This is a genomic window from Paraburkholderia caffeinilytica, from assembly GCF_003368325.1.
Lineage (GTDB): Bacteria > Pseudomonadota > Gammaproteobacteria > Burkholderiales > Burkholderiaceae > Paraburkholderia > Paraburkholderia caffeinilytica.
Genome location: NZ_CP031466.1, coordinates 2,509,934 through 2,530,500, shown reverse-complemented (window position 1 = coordinate 2,530,500; position 20,567 = coordinate 2,509,934). Strand labels below are relative to the sequence as shown.

20 protein-coding genes are annotated in these 20,567 nt (G+C 62.6%); 17 read left to right on the top strand and 3 right to left on the bottom strand.

From position 1 onward, the window contains the following. Positions 1-32 precede the first annotated feature (32 nt). Positions 33-728: an SDR family NAD(P)-dependent oxidoreductase gene (locus DSC91_RS11270; protein ID WP_115778198.1), complete on the top strand. Its 696-nt coding sequence runs from the start codon at positions 33-35 to the stop codon at positions 726-728. 193 nt (positions 729-921) lie between these two features. On the opposite strand, the gene DSC91_RS11265 is transcribed toward DSC91_RS11270, so the two are convergent. Next, positions 922-1,698: a class II aldolase/adducin family protein gene (locus DSC91_RS11265; protein ID WP_115778197.1), complete on the bottom strand. Its 777-nt coding sequence runs from the start codon at positions 1,696-1,698 to the stop codon at positions 922-924. Between the two features lie 429 nt (positions 1,699-2,127). Between DSC91_RS11265 and DSC91_RS11260 the strand changes: the two genes are divergently transcribed. The 10 genes from DSC91_RS11260 (at position 2,128) to DSC91_RS11210 (ending at position 12,717) form a co-directional block, all read left to right on the top strand. Beyond that, positions 2,128-2,469 (top strand): PadR family transcriptional regulator, encoded by a 342-nt coding sequence (locus tag DSC91_RS11260; RefSeq protein ID WP_115778196.1) that lies wholly within the window; start codon positions 2,128-2,130, stop codon positions 2,467-2,469. Beyond that, the gene (locus DSC91_RS11255) at positions 2,466-3,662 is read left to right on the top strand and encodes a DUF1700 domain-containing protein (RefSeq protein ID WP_115778195.1); all 1,197 of its coding nucleotides are present in this window, start codon (positions 2,466-2,468) and stop codon (positions 3,660-3,662) included. The genes DSC91_RS11260 and DSC91_RS11255 overlap by 4 nt, the downstream gene beginning before the upstream one ends. A 56-nt stretch (positions 3,663-3,718) precedes the next feature. Beyond that, entirely contained in the window at positions 3,719-4,516 is a 798-nt protein-coding gene (locus tag DSC91_RS11250) for a BPSS1780 family membrane protein (RefSeq protein WP_162831369.1), read from the top strand. Positions 4,517-4,639: 123 nt separating this feature from the next. Further along, positions 4,640-5,629, top strand: a complete 990-nt coding sequence (locus DSC91_RS11245) for an ABC transporter substrate-binding protein (RefSeq protein WP_115778193.1) — start codon at positions 4,640-4,642, stop codon at positions 5,627-5,629. Between the two features lie 314 nt (positions 5,630-5,943). Then, positions 5,944-6,663: a FadR/GntR family transcriptional regulator gene (locus tag DSC91_RS11235; protein ID WP_115778191.1), complete on the top strand. Its 720-nt coding sequence runs from the start codon at positions 5,944-5,946 to the stop codon at positions 6,661-6,663. A 90-nt stretch (positions 6,664-6,753) separates the two neighbouring features. After that, a complete protein-coding gene (locus DSC91_RS11230; RefSeq protein ID WP_115778190.1) occupies positions 6,754-7,521 on the top strand; it encodes an SDR family oxidoreductase in 768 nt (255 codons plus the stop codon). 80 nt (positions 7,522-7,601) lie between these two features. After that, positions 7,602-8,894: an MFS transporter gene (locus DSC91_RS11225; protein WP_115778189.1), complete on the top strand. Its 1,293-nt coding sequence runs from the start codon at positions 7,602-7,604 to the stop codon at positions 8,892-8,894. A gap of 110 nt (positions 8,895-9,004) precedes the next feature. Further along, on the top strand, positions 9,005-10,333 hold the full coding sequence (locus DSC91_RS11220) for an MFS transporter (protein WP_115778188.1): 1,329 nt from the start codon (positions 9,005-9,007) through the stop codon (positions 10,331-10,333). Positions 10,334-10,367: 34 nt separating this feature from the next. Further along, on the top strand, positions 10,368-11,414 hold the full coding sequence (locus DSC91_RS11215) for an L-idonate 5-dehydrogenase (RefSeq protein WP_373291837.1): 1,047 nt from the start codon (positions 10,368-10,370) through the stop codon (positions 11,412-11,414). A 55-nt stretch (positions 11,415-11,469) separates the two neighbouring features. Next, a complete protein-coding gene (locus DSC91_RS11210; protein WP_115778187.1) occupies positions 11,470-12,717 on the top strand; it encodes an enolase C-terminal domain-like protein in 1,248 nt (415 codons plus the stop codon). 9 nt (positions 12,718-12,726) lie between these two features. Here DSC91_RS11210 and DSC91_RS11205 read toward each other — a convergent pair whose 3' ends face one another. Further along, positions 12,727-13,299 (bottom strand): chromate transporter, encoded by a 573-nt coding sequence (locus tag DSC91_RS11205; protein WP_115778186.1) that lies wholly within the window; start codon positions 13,297-13,299, stop codon positions 12,727-12,729. A gap of 2 nt (positions 13,300-13,301) precedes the next feature. After that, positions 13,302-13,868, bottom strand: a complete 567-nt coding sequence (locus DSC91_RS11200) for a chromate transporter (RefSeq protein WP_115778185.1) — start codon at positions 13,866-13,868, stop codon at positions 13,302-13,304. A gap of 481 nt (positions 13,869-14,349) precedes the next feature. Here DSC91_RS11200 and DSC91_RS11195 point away from each other — a divergent pair, with 481 nt between their 5' ends. From DSC91_RS11195 to DSC91_RS11170, 6 genes are all read left to right on the top strand, one after another. Then, positions 14,350-15,039 carry a hydrolase gene (locus DSC91_RS11195; RefSeq protein WP_115778184.1) on the top strand — a complete coding sequence of 230 codons (690 nt, stop codon included), beginning with the start codon at positions 14,350-14,352 and terminating at the stop codon, positions 15,037-15,039. A 76-nt stretch (positions 15,040-15,115) separates the two neighbouring features. Next, complete coding sequence (locus tag DSC91_RS11190) at positions 15,116-16,984, top strand: amidohydrolase (RefSeq protein WP_115778183.1); 1,869 nt, start codon at positions 15,116-15,118, stop codon at positions 16,982-16,984. A gap of 83 nt (positions 16,985-17,067) precedes the next feature. Further along, positions 17,068-17,709: an HD domain-containing protein gene (locus DSC91_RS11185; protein ID WP_115778182.1), complete on the top strand. Its 642-nt coding sequence runs from the start codon at positions 17,068-17,070 to the stop codon at positions 17,707-17,709. A gap of 103 nt (positions 17,710-17,812) precedes the next feature. Further along, positions 17,813-18,052, top strand: coding sequence for a DUF1427 family protein (locus DSC91_RS11180; RefSeq protein WP_115778181.1), 240 nt, complete (start codon positions 17,813-17,815; stop codon positions 18,050-18,052). A gap of 4 nt (positions 18,053-18,056) precedes the next feature. Continuing rightward, complete coding sequence (locus DSC91_RS11175; protein ID WP_115779796.1) at positions 18,057-19,010, top strand: VOC family protein; 954 nt, start codon at positions 18,057-18,059, stop codon at positions 19,008-19,010. Further along, positions 18,997-20,529 carry an alginate export family protein gene (locus tag DSC91_RS11170; RefSeq protein ID WP_115778180.1) on the top strand — a complete coding sequence of 511 codons (1,533 nt, stop codon included), beginning with the start codon at positions 18,997-18,999 and terminating at the stop codon, positions 20,527-20,529. Before DSC91_RS11175 ends, DSC91_RS11170 begins: the two co-directional genes overlap by 14 nt. Positions 20,530-20,567: the final 38 nt, after the last annotated feature.

Genomic DNA, 20,567 nt, shown 5'->3' with positions numbered 1-20,567 from the left:
CTCTCCGTGACCGATTTTCGAGGGGAAACGGAGTGACAGCGAAATCGCTCGTGCAACGGCATGCCGTGGTGACGGGGGCGTCGTCGGGAATCGGCGAGGCGATCGTTCAGCGCCTGCTCGCGGAAGGGTGGCGCGTGACGGGCTTGTGCCGGACACCGGCGAAGCACGACACCGAGCGCCTGACGATCGTCCCCGTCGATGTGACGGACTTTGCCGCGCTGGAGCCCATCGCCGACGCCATCGGCGCTTGCGACGCCTTCGTGCATGCGGCCGGATTCATGCGCACGGCGCCGCTCGGCGAACTGGCCGCCGACGACGGCGCGGCAATGTGGCGGATTCACGTCGACGCGGCTGCTTTTCTCGCCAATGCACTGCTGCCGAAAATGTCCGCGGGTGGCCGCATCGTGCTGATCGGCAGCCGGACGGCGAACGGCGCCGCCACCCGCAGCCAATATGCGGCGACCAAAGCGGCGCTGGTCGGCATGGCCCGGTCCTGGGCGGCCGAGCTCGCGCCGCGTGGCATCACGGTCAATGTGGTCGCGCCAGGCGCCACCGATACGCCCTTACTCAGCAATCCGGCGCGAGCCGGTACACCGCCTAAATTGCCGCCGATAGGCCGCTTCGTCAGACCGTCGGAAGTGGCGGCGTTGACGGCCTTCCTGCTCGGAGACGATGCGGGCGCGATTACCGGGCAGCAGATCGTGATGTGCGGCGGCGCGTCGCTCTAGCAGTCTGACCTCGACCAGCGTGACCTCGATCAGCGACGCGTTGCCCGCCCGAGCCACATCGAGGTTGGCGTTGCTCGCGCCGCCTGATCGGCCCGCGGCGGCCGGCCTTGATCGAATCATGCGGGTGGACGAGCAGAAACATCGGGTAGAGCGTGAGCCTGGATAGCAGGGCGGCGTAGCTCAGAAAGCGGGTCTAGCTGCGGTAGTCGGATTGCGGGTCGTCGATCAATCGTAACGCCGCACGCCACGCCAACTCCAGAATTCCCGCGGAGTCGTCGCGAGCGAACTGGCTCGCGGTCAACTCGCACACTTCTCGCGGCGGGATGCGCAGTGCGCTGCCGCCGGCCAGTGCCTGGATTTGCGCCTGACAGGCCCGCTCGAGGAAATAGATCTCGTGGAACGCTTCGGCTGCGGTGGCGCCTGCCGCAAGCAGCCCGTGATTGCGCAGGATCATCGCCTTGCAGGAACCGAGATCGCGCACGAGGCGCTCGCGCTCGCCGAGTTCGAGCGCGATGCCTTCGTAATCGTGATAGGCGAGCTTGCCGTAGAACTTCAACGCATGCTGACTGATCGGCAGCAGCCCCTGTTCCTGAGCCGACACGGCTATGCCGGCGGCGGTGTGCGTATGGATCACGAAATGCAGATCGTCGCGCGCCGCGTGGATGGCCGAATGAATCGTGAACCCTGCGGCGTTCACGCGAAACAATGCCGGCTCGCTGCGTGCCCGCTCGTCGATGACGTTGCCGAGATGATCGATCTTCACGAGGTCCGATGCGCGCATTTCGTGAAACAGCACGCCATAGCGGTTGATCAGAAACGCCGGCGGCTCGCCCGGCGAGCCGGGCAGGCGCGCCGTGATGTGCGTGTCGATCATGTCGGTCATGCGGAAGTGAGCGGCCAGCCGGTAGAGCGCCGCCAGTTCCTCCCGTACCTGTTGTTCGGCAGACGGCGGCACCGGTTTGTCGCTCATGCGATCGGGTGTGGGCGTGGATGGCATATCAGAAGACTCCCAGGTTCTCACGTGCTGTAGTGCGCATAGTGTTCGTTAGTGCGTCAGTGTCCGTCAACTTCATTGTTCCAATGCCGATCGTTCGCGGCGTGAATACGTCATGGCATGAGGCATTGCAGGACTGCGCAAAGCGGCGTCCTGGCGTTGAGCCGAACCCGTATCGCGGACTCCACGTGGTCGGACGTCGGCGCCAGATCGACCATGGCGGCGAGATCGGACGACTGGCTCGGCTCGGCTCGGCTCGGCGAGTGCTCTGTCCTGTGCATAAAACAGTACCTTGCATTAAACAATACTGGGTGCTAGAGTTCGTTCGTCATCTCGCGGATCGGCGCATCCGGCACCAGTGCATAGCAAGGTACCGTGCTATGCACACTAATGTAATGGAATTGAATGAAAACGCAGCTCAAGAAGGGAACCCTCGACATGTGCGTGTTGGCTGTTCTCGCCGGCGGCGACAGCTATGCCTACGAGCTCGTCTCGACGCTTTCCGAAACCATGGAGATCAGCGAGGGCACGATCTACCCGCTGATGCGCCGCTTGCAGGCTGAAGCATGGGTGTCGACGTATTTCGTGGAATCCACGTCGGGGCCGCCACGCAAGTACTACTCGCTGACGGCGGCGGGCCGCAACAGCCTGGCGGAAATGCAAGGCGAATGGCGCAGTTTTGTCGATGAAGTCAACGGTGTGCTGGCCTTGTCCGGTACGCCCTCGGGAACAGGGGAAAAGCAATGACGCAGGACGCATTCATCCAGCAATTGCGCCACGAACTGCGGAGTTTGCCGAAGCAGGTCGTCGACGAAATCGTCGCCGACTATCGCGAGTATTTCGGCGACGCGCTCGCAGCGGGCCGCAGCGAGGCAGAGGTGGTGGCCGCGCTCGGCGACCCGGTCAAGCTCGCACGCGAACTGAAGGCGCAGGCAACCTTCCGCCAGTGGGAGACGCGGCATTCGTTCGGCAACCTGGTGCGGGTGGTCATGTCGATCGCGGGACTCGGCTTGTTGCAGTTGTTCCTGCTGATTCCGTTCATGTTCTATCTGCTGATGCTGACGGTCGGCTACATGGTTTCGGGCGCGCTGACGGTTGCGGGGCTCGTGACGGTGGTCGCGCTCGGGAGCCATCATCTGTTCGGGTGGCCGGCGTTCCATTCGGTGCCGTTCAGCTTCGAGAGCGGTGACGTGAAAGTGGACCGGCAGGCGAGCAAAAATGGCAACGACAAGGGCAACGACAAGAGCAGCGGCAAGGGCAACGCCAGCGCGGCGAAAGACGATGCGGACGACGCGTCAGCGCAGGGCGACGCGCGCCTGGCAACCGCCAATATGAAGGCATTCAGCGTGGTCGGCGACCGTTTCCTGCTGCGCCCGGATGCCGCCACGCGGATTTCAGTGGTGACGCTTGGCGGTCCGATTGAAATCAGGAATGACGGCGGCAAACTCAGGATCAATTCGGTTGGCGGCGCGCGCGATCTGTTCACAGTCGAGCCGGATGGGGCATGGTCTATCGCGTCCACCGACATCGTTGCGCTCGATCTCAAGGATGGCGAAGGGGACAAGGTATCGGTCGCGCGCATCGGAACCGGTGCGAAGTCGCTGGCGTGGGACATCAGGAACCACGGCGAACACGTGTCCTTTGTGCAAGGCGCTGACGGCAGCGGTAAAAGACTGGCGGTCCGCAGCGGCTCGGATTCGGTCGTGATCGATCACGATCACATCGCGATCAGGAGCGGTTCGGACAACGTCGTGGTGGTCGGGCCGCATGGCTCGGGTATCGGCGCGATGATCTACGGATTCGCGATGCTGGTTGCCGGCGTCGTCGGCTTGTGGCTGTGCCTGTGGTTGACACGCATCACATGGCGCGCCCTGGTCCGCTACGTTCAGCGGCAACTCGAACTGATTACTGCCCGGCTCGACGGAGGGCAATCCGCCTGAAGCGCGGCGCCGGTTGACTGACGTCTCCATCCTCATTCGATGAAAAGGAAGCGGTCATGACTATGCATTATTCAGGCGGTACGGCAGTCCCGGCACACCGGCAACCTGCATCCGGGCTGGGCTATCCGGACAGTCGCACGGTCAGCGTAAGGAGCGTTGCCGGCTGGCTCTCGGAAGGGGTGCGTATCGCTCGCGCAAATCCGCTGCTGTGGCTCGTGGCGATTCTTGGCTGCGCCGATTTTGTCATGCTGTTTGAACTGGCGCCGCCGTTGCGCGTGCTGGCGGTGCTCGTCGGGCCGGTCCTCGCCGCGGGTCTGGTGCTGATGCAGGAACGTGCGAGCAACGCGCGCCCGTGGTCGATCCGCGAGACGATCGAAGCCGTCAACGTGCATCGCAATGCGTTGATCACGATCGGGCAGTGCGGTGCTGCTGTTGCCTATGCGGGTCAACTGATCGCGTTTGTGGCGTTTCATGTGTCCGTGAAGGCATCTGTTGCACCGAACGGCGTACATGATCTGACGATCGTCTACGGCGCGCATAACGGCACGCGCAATGCGCTGGAGCCGGTGCTCAACATGCTGGCGTATGCGGTCGCGGCTTCGCTGGTATGGTTCGCGCCGGCGCAGGTCGTATTGAACGACGTCTCGCCTCTCAACGCGATGGCGGCGAGTGCGCGTGCCGTGGCGCGTAACTGGCGGGTCGCTCTGGTGTTCGGCATCGCCATTGCCGCCGACGTGTGGCTTGCCACCTTCGCGCCGCTTACATTGCGCGGATTGCTGGTGACGCCGCTGGTCAGCGCGCTGATCGTGCTGTCGATGTATGGCGCTTATCGCGGCATATTCGAAAGGGCGTAAGTGACGGGCCTGCGTTGTGGTGAAAACGATAGCTGCCTCGTCGAGATAACGATATCGCAATTGAATCATTCTCACGACGCGTTCTGATCGCTACGCTTGCAGACACATTGCAAGCGAGGGCATATGGCCGTTTCTGTTCCCACCTCTTTTTCCGCGCGACGGCGTACGCTGAAGCTGCTCAGTGCAGTGCCGGCGCTTGCCGCAACCGGCGCGTTTCATTCGCTCAACGTGCAGGCCGCCGATCTGGCATCGACCACGGTTGTGCTCGGCGACCAGGCCGGCGGCACACGGGCGCTCGCCGAGGCGGCCAAGGTACTCGACGGCACGCCGTACGCGTTTCGCTGGGCCAACTTCCAGGGCGCCGCGCCGCTCTTCGAGGCACAACGCGCAGGCGCCGTCGATCTTGCTCCAGCGGGTGATCTGCCTGTGCTTGCAGCGGCCGTTGGCGATCCGACCTTGAAGATCGTCGCGACGCGTGTGGGTTCGGGCGCGCAACTCGGCATTCTGGTTGCGCGCGATTCGCCGATTCGCACGGTGGCGGATCTGAAGGGACGCACGGTGTTCGTGTCGTCGGCGCGCGGCAGCATTTCGCAATTCCAGTTGTACGGCGCGCTCGCCGAAGCCGGACTCTCGAAGGACGACGTCAAGGTCCGGTTCATCCTGCCCGTCGATGCGTTTGCGGCGTTCGCGTCCGGTTCGATCGACGTGTGGGCAACATTCGATCCGTACTACGGCATTGCGGTTCAACGTGGGGCGCGCATTTTGCGCGACGGTTCCGGCATCAATAGTGGCCTTGGCTTTATCACTGCATCGGGCGCCGCGCTGGCGGACACGCGCAAACGCGCGGCGATCGCCGATGTGCTGCTCAGGCTGCAACGCGCGGGGGATTGGGCGCTTGCGAACCCCGATGCCTACGCGCAGATCTACTCGACATTGACGCGCTCGCCGCTCGACGCAGCCCGGCAGATCACGCAGCGCGCGGCATTGAAACAGCACTTCGTGACCGAAGCGGATATCGCCGCGCTCCAGAAAGTCGCGGATAGTGCGGATCGCGACGCTATCCTGCCGCGCCGCATCGACGTCCGCGCGATTGCCGAGACGCACATCGCGTAGCTCTGAAGCGAGCGGTGGCGCGCCTTGCGGCGCGCTGCTTCGTGCCCAATTAAGCCGGCGGGCGTTTGCCTGGCGTCTTCCATTCCCGGCGACGCCTTCCGCGCCGGCAACCCCCTCCACGCCGGCAACTCCCTCCACGCCGGCAACTCCCTCCACGCCGGCAACTCCTTCCATCCCCTGCAACCCTTCCCCTGCCTGCAACCCTTCCCCTGCCGGCAACCCTTTCCGACCGACACTGCGGGTGAACCCGAATTGCCACGCGGCCTCGTCACGCCTATCTTTCTACATCATACGTATGACATAGAGAGCAAATCGTGGCGACTTTGCACAGGCAGGTTCTGAATCAGATGGGCGAACAGATTTGTTCAGGCAAATTCATGCCCGGCGACATTCTTCCCGCCGAGCCGGTGCTTGCCGAGCAGATGCAGGTGAGCCGCATCACCATCCGCGAGACGATGAAGTCGCTCTCCGCGAAGGGCATGCTGCAGGTGCGCCGCCGCTACGGCACGGTCGTGCTGCCGCGTGCGCAATGGCAGTTGTTCGACCCGGACGTGATCATGTGGCGCGCGCGCGCAAGCGCCGTCGAGCCCGGCCTCATCGAAGACCTGATGGAGTTGCGCCTGATCATCGAGCCGAACGCGGCCAGGCTTGCCGCGAAACGCGCGACTGACGAAGACCGCATCGCGGTCCGGCGGGCTTTCAAGGCAATGGAGCGCGCGGTTGCCGGCCATGGCGAGTACGTTCCCGCCGACCTCGCGTTTCACGGCGCCATCCTCACCGCCTGCCATAACCAGTTTGTCCAGCAGATGCAGAACGCGCTGTCGGCGATCCTGCGCACCAGTTTCGAACTCAGCTCCGAAATCGCCGGCGGTCCGGCCCGTTCGCTGCCGATGCACGAGGCACTGTGCGTTGCGATCGAGAAGGGCGACCCGGCGGCGGCGGAGGAAGCGGTACTCACGCTCATCAGGCGCGCCGAGCAGGACTTCGAAGACCGCGCCGCGCTAGACCGAACCGCCAACGATCAACCCGCGTAGTAATCGCCGCAACCCATTTCATCGCGACCGCCTTCACGATCGCGAGGGGCGCACTCGCGCCTCGTTTCCGAACATCGAGAGGACACACGCATGACACAGCTATTCGATCTGAGCGGCCGCACGGCACTCGTTACCGGCTCGGCGCGCGGCATCGGTTTCGCGCTTGCCGAGGGGCTGGCCGCCGCCGGTGCGAACGTCATCCTGAACGGCACGCGCGCCGACACAGTGGCCGAAGCAGCCGCCCGTCTGCGCGACAAGGGTTTCAATGCGCAAGGCCGCGCCTTCGACGTGACCGACGAAAGCGCAGTCGCCGACGCATTCGCGCAGTGGGACCAGGACGGCGTGCAGGTCGATATCCTGATCAACAACGCCGGCATCCAGTTTCGCAAGCCGCTCGTCGAACTCGAACTGAGCGACTGGCAGCGCGTGATCGACACCAACCTGACGAGCGCCTTCATCGTCGCGAAGCAGGCCGCGCGCCGCATGATCGCGCGCGGCACGGGCGGCAAGATCGTCAATATCGGCTCGCTCACGAGCGAAGCCGGGCGCGCGACGGTCGGCGCCTATACGGCCGCGAAGGGCGGCATCAAGATGCTGACCCGCGCCATGAGCGCCGAGTGGGCGGCCTCGGACATTCAGGCGAACGCGATCGGTCCGGGCTACATCCTGACCGACATGAACAAGCCGCTGATCGAGAACGCCGCTTTCGACGCATGGGTCAGGAGCAGCAATCCCTCGCAACGCTGGGGCAAGCCGGAAGAACTCGTCGGCACGGCGGTCTATCTGGCTTCGCCGGCATCGAGCTATGTGAACGGCCAGATCATCTACGTCGACGGCGGCTGGCTGGCCGTTCTTTAAACGCAGGTCCACGCGAGTAGAGCAAAACAAACAGCCGCTCGCATCAGGTAGTTCGTGCGCCGTACCGATCCGGAGACATCATGGAAAGCGTCAAACCCGTAGCAACCCAAAGATGGTGGTATCTGATGCCCATCATCTTCATCACGTATAGCCTCGCCTATCTCGACCGCGCGAACTACGGCTTCGCCGCCGCGGCCGGGATCGACAAGGATCTCGGCATCACGCACGGCACCTCGTCGCTGATCGGCTCGCTGTTCTTTCTCGGCTATTGCCTGTTCCAGGTGCCCGGCGCGATCTACGCCCAACGCAACAGCGTGAAGAAGCTGATCTTCGTCAGCCTGATTCTGTGGGGACTGTGCGCGGCGGCGACCGGCATGGTCAGCAATATTCCGATGCTGATGGCGCTGCGCTTCACGCTCGGTGTCGTGGAGGCGGCCGTGATGCCGTCGATGCTGATGTACATCAGCCGCTGGTTCACGCGCAGCGAGCGCTCGCGCGCCAATACTTTCCTGATTCTCGGCAACCCGGTCACGGTGCTGTGGATGTCGGTGGTGTCCGGTTATCTGGTGCATAGTTTCGGCTGGCGCGAGATGTTTATTTTCGAAGGCTTGCCCGCGCTCGCCTGGGCGGTGGTCTGGTGGTTCACGGTGAAGGACCGTCCGGCCGACGCGTCCTGGATGAGCGACGCCGAAAAGACTGAACTCGACACACGCCTGAAGGCCGAGCAGGCGCATATCGCGCCGGTGCGCAATTACAAGGCGGCGTTCCGTTCGTCGATCGTGGTCAAGTTCTGCGCGATTCATGCGCTGTGGAGCATCGGCGTGTACGGCTTCATCATGTGGCTGCCGTCGATCCTCAAGGCCGCCTCGACGATCGACATCGTCTCGGTGGGCTGGCTCGCCGCTGTGCCTTATCTCGCTGCAATCATCCTGATGCTGCTGGCGTCGTGGCTCTCGGACAAGACACGCAACCGCAAGCTGTTCGTCTGGCCGCTGCTGCTCGTCGGAACCATTGCGTTCGTCGCGTCCTATCTGATCGGCGGCTCGCATTTCTGGATCTCGTTTGCGCTGCTGGTCGTTGCGGGTGCAACGATGTACGCGCCGTACGGCCCGTTCTTCGCGCTGGTGCCGGAGCTGATTCCGAGCAACGTGCTGGGCGGCGCGATCGGCCTCATCAACGCATGCGGCGCGCTGGGGGCGTTCCTCGGATCCTGGGTGGTGGGCTATCTGAACGGTGCGACTGGCAGCCCGGCGGCTTCGTACATTTTCATGGCGGCCGGCCTGCTGCTTTCGGTGATCCTGATGATGACCGTGCCCGCGAATGCCGACGAGCACGCGAGGCGTGACGCTGCACTGTCGTTGCGTCGCACGTAATAACGCGCAATCAATTGCACGCGCCAGCCCTGTGCTCCCGGTCCTTCAAGCCGGGCAGGGCTGGCAGCCGCCGACTCGTACGGCAGGCCATCCAATCAAAGGGATTGCTGATGAAATTCGAAAGCACCTCCACCTTGAGCACCGCAAAGGCGCGATCCGCGGTCGCGGCCAAAGCCACAAAAAAACGTTTCGTTGTCGGTTTCCTGCTGTTTCTCGGCATCGTGGTCAACTACATGGATCGCAGCAATCTGTCGCTGGCCGCTCCGTTGCTCGGACGCGATCTGAATCTGAGTCCTGTGCAACTCGGTCTGATTTTTTCGGCATTCGGCTGGTCGTACGCGATTCTGCAGATCCCCGGCGGGATGCTCGTCGATCGCGTCAAGCCGCGCATCCTGTACGCCATCCTGCTGTGCGGATGGTCGGTGGCGACGTGCCTGCAGGCGGTCGTGAATGGCTTCTCGACGCTGTTCGGCTTGCGCGTGCTGCTCGGCACGTTCGAAGCGCCTTCATATCCGACCAATAACCGCGTCGTCACCACGTGGTTTCCCGAGCGCGAACGCGCGACGGCGATTGCGTTTTACACCTCCGGGCAGTTCGTCGGCATCGCGTTCTTCATGCCGCTGCTCGTTTATGTTCAGGCGACGTTCGGCTGGCGCGGCATGCTGTTCTTCACAGGTGCTGCCGGGGTCGTGTATAGCATCGTGTGGTTCATTTGCTACCGCGACCCGAAAGACAGCAAAGCCGACGCCGCCGAACTCGATTACATCCGGCAGGGCGGCGGTCTGGTCGAGGTCGGCGAACATGCCGGCGCGCGGCAAGGCGGTTGGGCCGATTTCAAACATGTACTGAAGAACCGCAACGTCTGGGGCGTGTTCATCGGCCAATTTTGCCTGTCGTCGATCCTGTGGTTCTTCCTCACCTGGTTTCCAACCTACCTCGTCAAGTATCGTGGGATGACGACCCTCAAGATGGGATTCATGGCATCGGTGCCGTTTCTCGCGGCCTATGTCGGCATTCTGTGTTCAGGTTTCCTGTCGGACTTTCTGCTTAGACGTGGGTTCTCAGTCGGCTTTGCGCGCAAGCTGCCCGTCATCTCCGGACTAGTGCTCGCGACGTCGATTGTCGGCGCCAACTATGTTCAGGATCAGGCCGCCATCATTCTTTTCATGTCGCTGGCTTTCTTCGGCAACGGCATGGCGTCGATCACCTGGGCGTTCGTCTCCGCACTCGCGCCGAAGAGCCTGATCGGCCTCACCGGCGGAATGTTCAACTTCATGGGCAATCTGTCGGCCATCGCGGTGCCGATCGTGATCGGCGTGCTGGTCAAGGACGGACACTTCGAATCGGCGCTGGTTTTCATCGGCGCGCTGGCACTTGTCGGCGCGCTGTCTTATGTGTTTATCGTCGGCAAGATCGAACGCATCGTGCTGCCGGAATGAATCGCGGATGCCAACGGAATTATTGAAACGGGAGTTGTTCATGGAAGCGCGCGCCTGCGTATTGCACGCAGAAAAGGATTTACGGATAGAAGCCGTCGAGGTGGCGGACATCGGGGAGAGCCAGGTGCTGGTTCGCATCGGCGCTGGCGGAATTTGCGGATCCGACCTGCACTATTACCTGCATGGCGGTTTCGGTGTCGTGCGCGTGAAGCAACCGATCGTGCTCGGTCATGAAGTCGCGGGAACGGTGGAGGCCGTCGGCGGCAAGGTCACGCGAGTCAAACCCGGCGATCGCATTGCGCTGAATCCGAGCCGTCCGTGCGGACATTGCAAGTTCTGCCTGGCCGGAGAACAGCAGCATTGCGCGGACATGTGGTTCTACGGCAGCGCGATGCGCGTTCCGCACAGTCAGGGCGCGTTTCGCGAACGGATCGCGGCCGAGGAATATCAATGCGAGCCGGTCGGTACCGCGGTCTCGCTTGGCGAGGCGGCTTGCGCCGAACCGTTGGCCGTCGCGTTGCATGCGGTCAGTCAGGCGGGCTCCGTGACGGGCAAGCGCGTGCTGGTGACCGGTTCAGGCCCGATCGGCGCGCTGGTCGTGGCGGCCGCCCGCCACGCCGGCGCGCTCGAAGTGGTGGCCACCGACATCCACGACGCACCCTTGAAGAAAGCCACGGAAATGGGCGCCACCCGCACCCTCAACGTCTCGATCGAGCCAGGTCTGAAGGCGGACGAATTCACCGCGGAGAAGGGCTATTTCGATGTCGCGATCGAATGTACCGGCGCGGCGGCGGTGCTGAAAGATGTCATCCCCGCGCTGCGTCCGCGCGGCACCATCGTGCAGGTCGGTGTTACCGGCGACGTGCCGATTCCGATCAACGCGCTGGTCGGCAAGGAAATCCGCTTGCAGGGCGCGTTCCGCTTTCACGGCGAATATGCGCTGGCCGCGCGGCTCATCAAGGAAGGCCGCATCGACGTGAAGCCGATCATCACCGCCACGCTGCCGATCGAGCGCGCGATCGAAGCCTTCGATCTCGCTGCGGATCGCAGCGCGCAGATGAAAGTGCAGATCACGTTCTGATGAAGAACCCGGCAACGCGCGTCCGATTCATTGATTCGATTTTGGCAGACAGAACATGGCAACCCTGATTACCGATGTAAAGGTCATCCTGACCGCGCCGGAAGGCATCAACCTGATCGTCGTGAAAATCGAGACCAACCAGCCCGGCCTGGTCGGTCTCGGATGCGCGACGTTCGCTTACCGGCACGTGGCGGTGAAGTGCCTCATCGAGGAATATCTGCGGCCGTTGCTGATCGGCCGTGATGCCGAGGCGATCGAGGAACTGTGGCAACTGATGCATCAGAACGCATATTGGCGCAACGGTCCGATCGAGAACAACGCCATCTCCGGTATCGATATGGCGCTGTGGGACATCAAGGGCAAGATGGCGAACATGCCGCTCTACCAGTTGTTCGGCGGCAAGTGTCGCGAGGGCGTGCCGATTTATCGCCATGCGGACGGTCGCGATCTGAACGAGTTGTGCGAGAACATCCAGAAGTATCGCGAGCAGGGCATCACGCATATTCGTTGCCAGAGCGGCGGCTATGGCGGGGGCGGATTCGGCAAGGCGCCCGCGAGCGCGCCTGAAGGCGCTGCAAACGGCGTGTATCTCGACAGTCGAAAATACATGCGGGAGACGCTCAAGCTGTTCGACGGCATTCGCAGCAAGATCGGTTTCGACGTCGCGTTGTGCCATGACGTGCATGAGCGCCTGAAGCCGGTGGAAGCCATCCGTTTCGCGTGCGAGCTTGAACAGTACGAGCTGTTCTTTCTTGAAGACGCGATTGCTCTCGAGGAAGGCGAATGGATGCGTCAGCTACGCGCCAAAACAACCACGCCGTTGGCGCAGGGCGAGTTGTTCAATAACCCGTACGAATGGCGCTTTCTGATCACCGAGCGCCTGATCGACTTCATTCGTGTGCATCTCAGCCAGATCGGCGGTATCACTGCAGGCCGCAAGTTACAGATATTTGCCGAGCAGTTCGGGGTAAGGACCGCATGGCACGGCCCGGGCGATATGTCGCCGTTGGCGCACGCGGCGAACATTCATATCGATCTCGCCGCGCGTAATTTCGGCGTGCAGGAATGGTCGGGAACCGAGCCGCCGAACTTCGTGATCCAGGACCTTAAGGGGCCGGGAGAGGCCTTGCTCGATGTCTTCCCGGGGCTGCCGGAATTCAGGAACGGACACGTCTATGCCAATGACAAACCGGGCTTGGGCGTGGACATCGACGAAACCGAGGCCGCGAAATATCCGTGCGAAAACACCGTGACGACGTGGACACAAACCCGCTTGAAGGACGGCACACTGCAAACGCCGTGACGAATAGCGCTAGCTCGCCATATGTACTTGAAGGATGGACGGGAGGTTGGCGCCGAACTCACTCATCCCGAGCAGCAGCAATGCGCCGCCAAGCAACAGAAGCAGCGGGTTGATTCGCGTGCTGAGCAGCGTTCCCACCGACATGAGGGCAATCGCCTTGGCCGGAAGCCCGCCGTCGAGCGACTTCAGCAGAACCCATCCCGCGGCGAGAATCATGCCGGAGGCAACGGGGCGCAGCCCACGCTCGAGCGCCAGTTGCCACGCCGCGCCTTTATAGCGCGTCCAGATGTGGGTCACGCCGTAGATCAGGATGCCGGTCGGGGCGAGCAATGCCAGCGTGGCCACCACGGCGCCCCAGAACCCCGCAATCTGCCAGCCGATCAAGGTGGCCAGCAGCGAGCCGGGCCCGGGCGCCATGCGCGAAATGGCGAAGTCGACACCGAACTGGGCATGCGTCATCCATCCATGCACGTCCACCACCTGCCGTTGGATATCCGCGACGATGGCCTGGCCGCCGCCTATCGTCACCAGCGACAGGGGGGCGAAAACCGCCGCGAGCTGCAGAAGAATGCGATTCGACATGGTCAGGCTTTGCGCAGTTTGATGTATTCGAAAAACACGCTCAGGCCTCCCGCGCCGATCACGACCCACACCAAGGGCAGGCGCAGTATGCCGACCGCGACGAAGGTGCCCGCGAGGAACAGCAGCGGGAGGAACCTGCGCGGCACCCGGCGCGCGGTCGTCACACCCATCGACAACGACAGGCCGGTGGCCGCCGCCGCCGCGCCCGCAAGCAGGATGTGAGCGAGCGGGAACTGCAGCAGATGACCGAGAACGGTGCCGAGAATAACGATGAAGACGGCGGGCGGGACGATGATGCCGGCAACGGCCAGCAACGCGCCGCGCCAGCCGAGCAGACGGTGGCCGATCCAGATCGCCATGTTTTTGACGTTGATCCCCGGCAGCGCCTGAGAAATGGCCAGGCCGTTCAGAAAGTCTTCTTCGCTGATCCAGCCGCGATCCTGGACGAATTCGCGCAGGAGCCAGCCGCTCAGGCCGCCACCGAAGCTCGTGAGCCCAATACGGCTAAATATCAGGAAAAGTCCGGTGAGGGAGGGTGGCCGACTCGTGTTGGCAATTTGTTGGGACATCGAATCTTCCAGTCAGATTGACGGCTGAAGGGCGAAGTGTTGGCTTCCGGTAAGCGTGCCCGGCCGTTTGAGCCTGGAAAATTATATCAATCACGGTTCTTTCTGGACGAAAGATACGCAGATGGAAAGGGATCGGCCGGACTGAATTCATGCCGGCCGGTCTCGACGCAATGCGTGGACGATTTGACACCGCGAGCTTCAATCGGACGGCGTCGACTCCCGTATGGCACTTCAGCATGCTTAATTTTCCTGAACTGGCGACCGGGAAAGTCCCGCGACACAAAATGAATTCTGCTTAAAACGTCACCGTCCATGACGCGTGGCGCGTCTTCCTTGAACCCATTTCTTTTAAGAACGATTAAGGATTTCAACAAGGACTCTCAGGAAAGCCGTCGATAGACTGGGCTTCAGTTTCTCTCGCACTTCAAGCGAGTGCGGCATGTCTTCCCATGTTTACCTAACCATCAGGATGCACAAAGCCATGGCAAATCCGAAACTTGAAGTCCTGACGCCTGCAAACTCGCAGATCATCTTCATCGACCACCAGCCGCAAATGGCTTTTGGCGTCCAGTCCATCGACCGTCAGGTACTAAAGAACAACGTAGTAGGGCTCGCGAAGGCGGCGCGCGTGTTTAACATTCCCACCACGATTACGACAGTGGAATCGGAAAGCTTTTCGGGCTATTCGTACCCCGAGCTGCTGGACGTGTTTCCAGGGCATAAATTGCTTGAGCGCACCTCCATGAATTCATGGGATGACCAGAAGGTTCGTGACGCGCTTGCTGTCAATGGCCGCAAAAAGGTGGTGGTGGCAGGTCTATGGACCGAGGTGTGCAACAACACGTTTGCGTTGTGCGCCATGAACGAAGGCGACTACGAGATCTACATGGTCGCCGACGCTTCGGGCGGCACGTCGAAGGAGGCGCATGAGTATTCGATGCAGCGCATGATTCAGGCCGGTGTGGTCCCGGTGACCTGGCAGCAGGTGCTGCTCGAATGGCAGCGCGATTGGGCGCGCAAGGAAACTTACGAAGCCGTCATGGCGATCGTCAAGGAGCATTCGGGTGCGTACGGGATGGGCGTGGACTACGCCTATACCATGGTGCACAAGGCTCCCCAGCGCACGGCGGGGCAGCACGAGGTTCTGGCGGCGGTACCCGCAAGGAAGTAAGCCATTGCGGCGAGCACCCGCTTCCCATGAATCGCTCCGCGCGTGAAAAGCGGAGCGCTCCCCAACGAGGATCGCCATGACTTCCCATACTTCCGACCCGGCGCCGGCCGAGGTCGTCTTCTTCAATGGCAAGATCGCCACGCAGGACGACAAACGTTCCTTTGCCGATTCGCTCGCCGTTGCGAAGGGCCGCATCGTCGCTTCGGGCTCGCGCGATGCCGTGATGCGGCACGTGAACGACAACACGCGGCACGTGGACCTGAAAGGCCGCACGGTCATTCCCGGTCTCAACGATTCCCACCTGCACATCATTCGCGGCGGACTGAACTTCAATATGGAGTTGCGCTGGGACGGCGTGCCGTCGCTGGCGGACGCGCTCGACATGCTGAAGAAGCAGGTGGCCCGCACCCCTGCGCCCCAATGGGTGCGCGTGGTGGGCGGCTGGAACGAATTTCAGTTTGCCGAGCGGCGCGGCCCCACGCTCGACGAAATCAACGCGATTGCGCCGGACACGCCGGTGTTCATCCTGCATCTCTATGACAGCGCGCTATTGAACGGAGCGGCATTGCGCGCGGTCGGCTATACGAAAGACACCCCCAATCCTCCCGGCGGCGAAATCCAGCGCGACAGGCGCGGCAATCCAACCGGCATGCTGATCGCACGGCCCAACGCCGGACTCCTGTACGCCACGCTGGCCAAGGGGCCGAAGCTCGCGCCGGACGATCAGCGCAATTCCACGCGGCACTTCATGCGCGAGCTGAACCGGCTTGGCGTAACGAGCGCGATCGACGCGGGCGGTGGCTACCAGGCCTATCCGGACGACTACGCGGTCATCATGGACATGGCGAAGCACAATGAGCTGACTGTGCGCATCGCGTACAACCTGTTCACGCAGAACGCCAAAAAGGAAATTGAAGACTTCGCGAAGTGGGTGAAGATGACGAAGCCCGGCGAAGGCGACGATTTCCTGCGCGTCAACGGTGCCGGCGAAATGCTGGTGTTTTCCGCCGCCGACTTTGAAGACTTTCTCGAACCACGCCCGGATTTGCCGGACGTGCTTGAGGATGAACTCCATGCCGTCGTTAAGCTGCTGGTGGCGAACCGTTGGCCGTTCCGTCTGCACGCTACCTACAACGAATCGATCGAGCGCTTCCTGAATGTCTTCGAACGCGTGAACGCGGAGATTCCGTTCAACGGCTTGCGCTGGTTCTTCGATCATTGCGAGACCATCACGCAAAAGAATATCGAACGCGTGCGTGCGCTCGGCGGCGGCATTGCGATCCAGCATCGGATGGCCTATCAGGGTGAGTACTTCATTCAGCGCTATGGCGAAGAAGCCGTGCAGCGCACGCCGCCGGTGCGTCACATGCTGGATGCGGGCCTTCCGGTTGGCGCGGGAACGGATGCCACGCGCGTGGCGAGCTTCAACCCCTTCGTATCGCTCTACTGGATGGTGTCGGGCAAGACGGTCGGCGGCACTGCGATGTACACGGGCGAAAATCGTCTGGACCGGATGGAGGCACTGCGTCGCTACACGGTGGGCAGCGCCTGGTTCTCGAACGAGGAAGACCGCAAAGGCGCGCTGGTCCCCGGTCAGTTCGCGGACTTCGCGGTGCTCAGCGAGGATTACTTCACGATCGACGAGAGCCGCATCAAGTTCCTGACCTCCGCGATGACGGTGGTGGGCGGCAAGGTCGTGTACGCCGACGATGAATTCGCGCCGCTCGCGCCTCCTGATCTGCCGGTTAGCCCGTCGTGGTCGCCCGTTGCGGAGTTCGGCGGCTACAGCCGTTACAAGCCGGGCGCGGTGGCGTGCGTGGAGGGCTGCGCGAATCTGTGCGGTGTGCACGCCCATGCGCACGGTTGGGCATGGCGCAAGAACGTGCCGGTCAGCGATTCGAACGGTTTTTGGGGCGCGCTGGGATGCAGCTGTTTCGCGTTCTGACAACCCCTTTTCGTTGGATCCGTTCGCGACGCCGCATGGGATGACCCGCAACGCACGAGGATGTCCGGCACGGAGGAGGTGAGATGACGAAACGCATTGCGGGCGTTGATATTCCCGACGGTGCGATGGCTCAGGCGGCGACCGATCAGATCCGCGCCACGGAATCCGAGTTGATGTTTCATCACGCGTTGCGGTCGTTTCTGTTCGGCGCGCTGACCGGCTCTCGCGAGAATCTGATTTTCGACGCCGACCTGCTCTACGTCGGCGTGCTGTTTCATAACGTCGGTCTGAATGTGCAGTACCGGTATTCGCGCCATCGGTTCGAAGTGGACGGCGCGAATGCCGCGCGTGATTTCATGCGGCAGCACGGCGTTGCCGAGAGCGCGATCCAGGAAGTATGGGTTGCGATCGCACTGCACACGACGCCGTGCATTCCCGGGTACATGTCGCCGCTTATCGCGCTGGTGAGCGCCGGCGTGCAGATGGACATTCGCGGCGCCTGCTACGACGAATTCACCGCGCAACAGCGCGACGAAATCGTGCTGGCGTATCCGCGCGAATCCGGCTTCAAGAAGAAAATCATCGAAGCCTATGCGCGCGGCATGCAGTATCGTCCGGAGACGACTTTCGGCACCGTGAACGCCGACGTGTTGGACCGGTGCGATCCGAACTATCGCCGCCTGAATTTCTGCGGACTGGTGCTGGGATGCGACTGGCCGAATTGACGCGATTGATCGTGAAGTACGACCGCCTGACGGTTTGTCGAGTGTCTGTTGAAGAACAGAGCTGACGCGAACGCCGATGGCGGCTATTGAGAGGACAAGCACAATGGGATACATCATTTCACTCGGTGTCGGCTTTGGAATAGGACTTCTCTACTGGCTGCTCAAGGTGCAGTCGCCGGCGCCGCCGCTCATCGCGCTCGCCGGCCTGCTCGGCATGGTGCTGGGCGAGCACGCGATACCGGTGGTCAAGGCGCAGTTCTTTGCCCAGACGCAAACGGTTCAGGTCGCGGTTCAGGTCGCGGAGCAGATGAAGGAGGGCAGTTCACACAATGACAATGGATAACGCCATGTTCAAGTCGCTTCAACGCTTTCGTTCAGTCGCGCTGCTTTGTGCCGCGGTATTGATCGGCGTGTCGCGGGCTTCGTCCGCATTCGCCGAGGCGGGGCCACCGGAGGTGTCGGCGGGCAAAACCGCGCTTGCGGCCAGACAACCCGACGTATCGGTCGGCGCGCAGTACGACACGACCCATGTGTATGTGGCCTCGGCCGATCTCGACGCGTTCGTCACCAGCTTCCTCGCCACCTTCGGCGGCAAGGCGTCGCCGCGCGCGGTGTTTACGGTGACGCCTACGCCGAGCAGGACGGCATCGCAGTATGTGCAGACGCCGGTCGGCATGCTGTCGGTATTCGGCTTCGAAACGCCGATTCCGTATCCGTTCGGCAGCGAACGGACGGGCTATCTGGTCACCCGTATCGATCAGGCGGTGAGTGCCGCGCGTGCCGCAGGTGCGAATGTTCTTGTCGACACATTCGACGATCCGATCGGCAAGGACGCCATCATTCAATGGCCGGGCGGCCTGACGATGCAACTCTACTGGCACACCAAGGCGCCGAACTATGCACCGTTGCAGAGCGTGCCGGACAACCGCGTGTACGTGTCGCGCTACGAGGCGAACAACTTCGTGCGCCGCTGGCTGCACTTCTCGCACGGCAAGGTGGTGTCGGACAACCCACGCGCGAATGCCGGCGTGATTGGCCGGCCGGGCGAGACGATCCGGGAGATTCGTATCGACTCGGGCTTCGGCCGCATGGTGGTGTTCGTCACGGACGGCAAGCTGCCGTACCCGTTCGGACGCGAGACGACAGGCTACGCCGTGGACGATCTGGCGCAGACGCTCGAGCGCGCGCAAGCGGCCGGCGCGAAGGTCTTGTATGCACCGTATGGCAGCGAAGCGGGCAAGACCGCCGTACTCGAATTCCCGGGGGGATACATTGCCGAAGTCCACGATGGCCGGCAATGAGTACAGCGTGCCGCCGCCGAAACCTCGCGATGCAAGCCGATGCCGGCGGCGCCATGCCGCGCTGCGCTCAGTCCGCGCCTTGCTGGTCGGCACGAGCCTGGCTGCCGCGCTGCCGGCATCGGCGGCGGATACGGCGCTGGGCGGCGCCGACGATACCAGCACCACGAGCAGCGCGACGGCGACGTTAGCTGGCGCGAGTACGTCGTGCGCGCGGCCTGCGATCCTGTTCAACCGCTGGCAGGAAAACTGGTCGGCGTTGGCCAATCCGTGCGTGCCGGAAGCGCCGCTCGATTCGCTCAAGTACATTCCGTTGTTCGGCAATCCCGACGCGTATATCTCGCTCGGCATGGTGCTGCGCGAGCGGCTGGAGATCAACGACGCGCCGCTCTTCGGTCTCGGCTCGGGCCGTGACGACACCTACCTGCTGCAACGTCTGGAAGTGCATGCGGACGTGCACCTCGGCCCCCACGTGCAGTTCTTCGTGCAATTCGAGGACGCGCGCCCGTACGGCAAGGACAACGTGACGCCGGTCGACAAAAACCCGCTCGACTTGCGCCAGGGGTTTGTCGCCGTCACCGAGCCGCTCGGGCCGGGCACCTTCAAGTTCCGGGTGGGGCGCCAGGAAATGGCCTTCGACTTGCAGCGCTTCATCTCCGTGCGCGACGGTCCCAACGTGCGCCAGGCGTTCGACGCGATCTGGGCCGACTATGAAACCGGTCCATGGCGCTGGATCGCCTACGCGACGCAGCCGGTGCAGTATCGCGACAACGCGGATTTCGACGATGTCTCGAATCGGGATCTGACCTTCAGCGGCGTGCGCGTGGAGCGCAAGGACGTCGGCCCGGGCGATCTGTCCGCGTACTACTCCCGCTATAACCGGAGCAACGCGCACTTTCTCGATGCGACCGGCGACGAACATCGCGACGTATTCGATGCGCGCTATTCCGGCAACGTCAAACCTGTCGACTGGGACGTCGAGGCGATGGTTCAGTCGGGCCATGTCGGCAGCAAGACGATCGGCGCATGGGCGGTGGGGTCGCTCGCGGGCTATACGCTGACGGGCGCGCCGTGGACGCCGCGGCTCGGCATTCAGGTGGACGCCGCGTCGGGCGACCGTCATCCCGGAGACGGCCGTGTCGGCACGTTCAACCCGTTGTTCCCGAATGGCTATTACTTCGCGCTGGCCGGCTATACAGGCTATGCCAACCTGATTCACGTGAAGCCGACACTTACCCTCAAACCGAATGGCAAGCTGACGCTGCTGGCCGGCGTGGGTCTGCAATGGCGCGAGACCACCGCGGACGCGGTGTACCAGCAAGGCTCGGCGGTCGTGCCTGGCACGGCGGGGCACGGCAGTCCATGGACCGGTTTCTATACGCAACTGCGCGCTGACTGGGCGGTCACCGCGAATCTTGCCGCGGCGCTCGAAGCCGTGCATTTTCAGATTGGACCGTCTTTGCGCGAACTGGGCGCTCGTAACGCGGACTACGTCGGCGTCGAACTCAAATTCGGCTGGTAGCCGGCGTACCCACGCAACATTGTCATGTTGACGGGCTG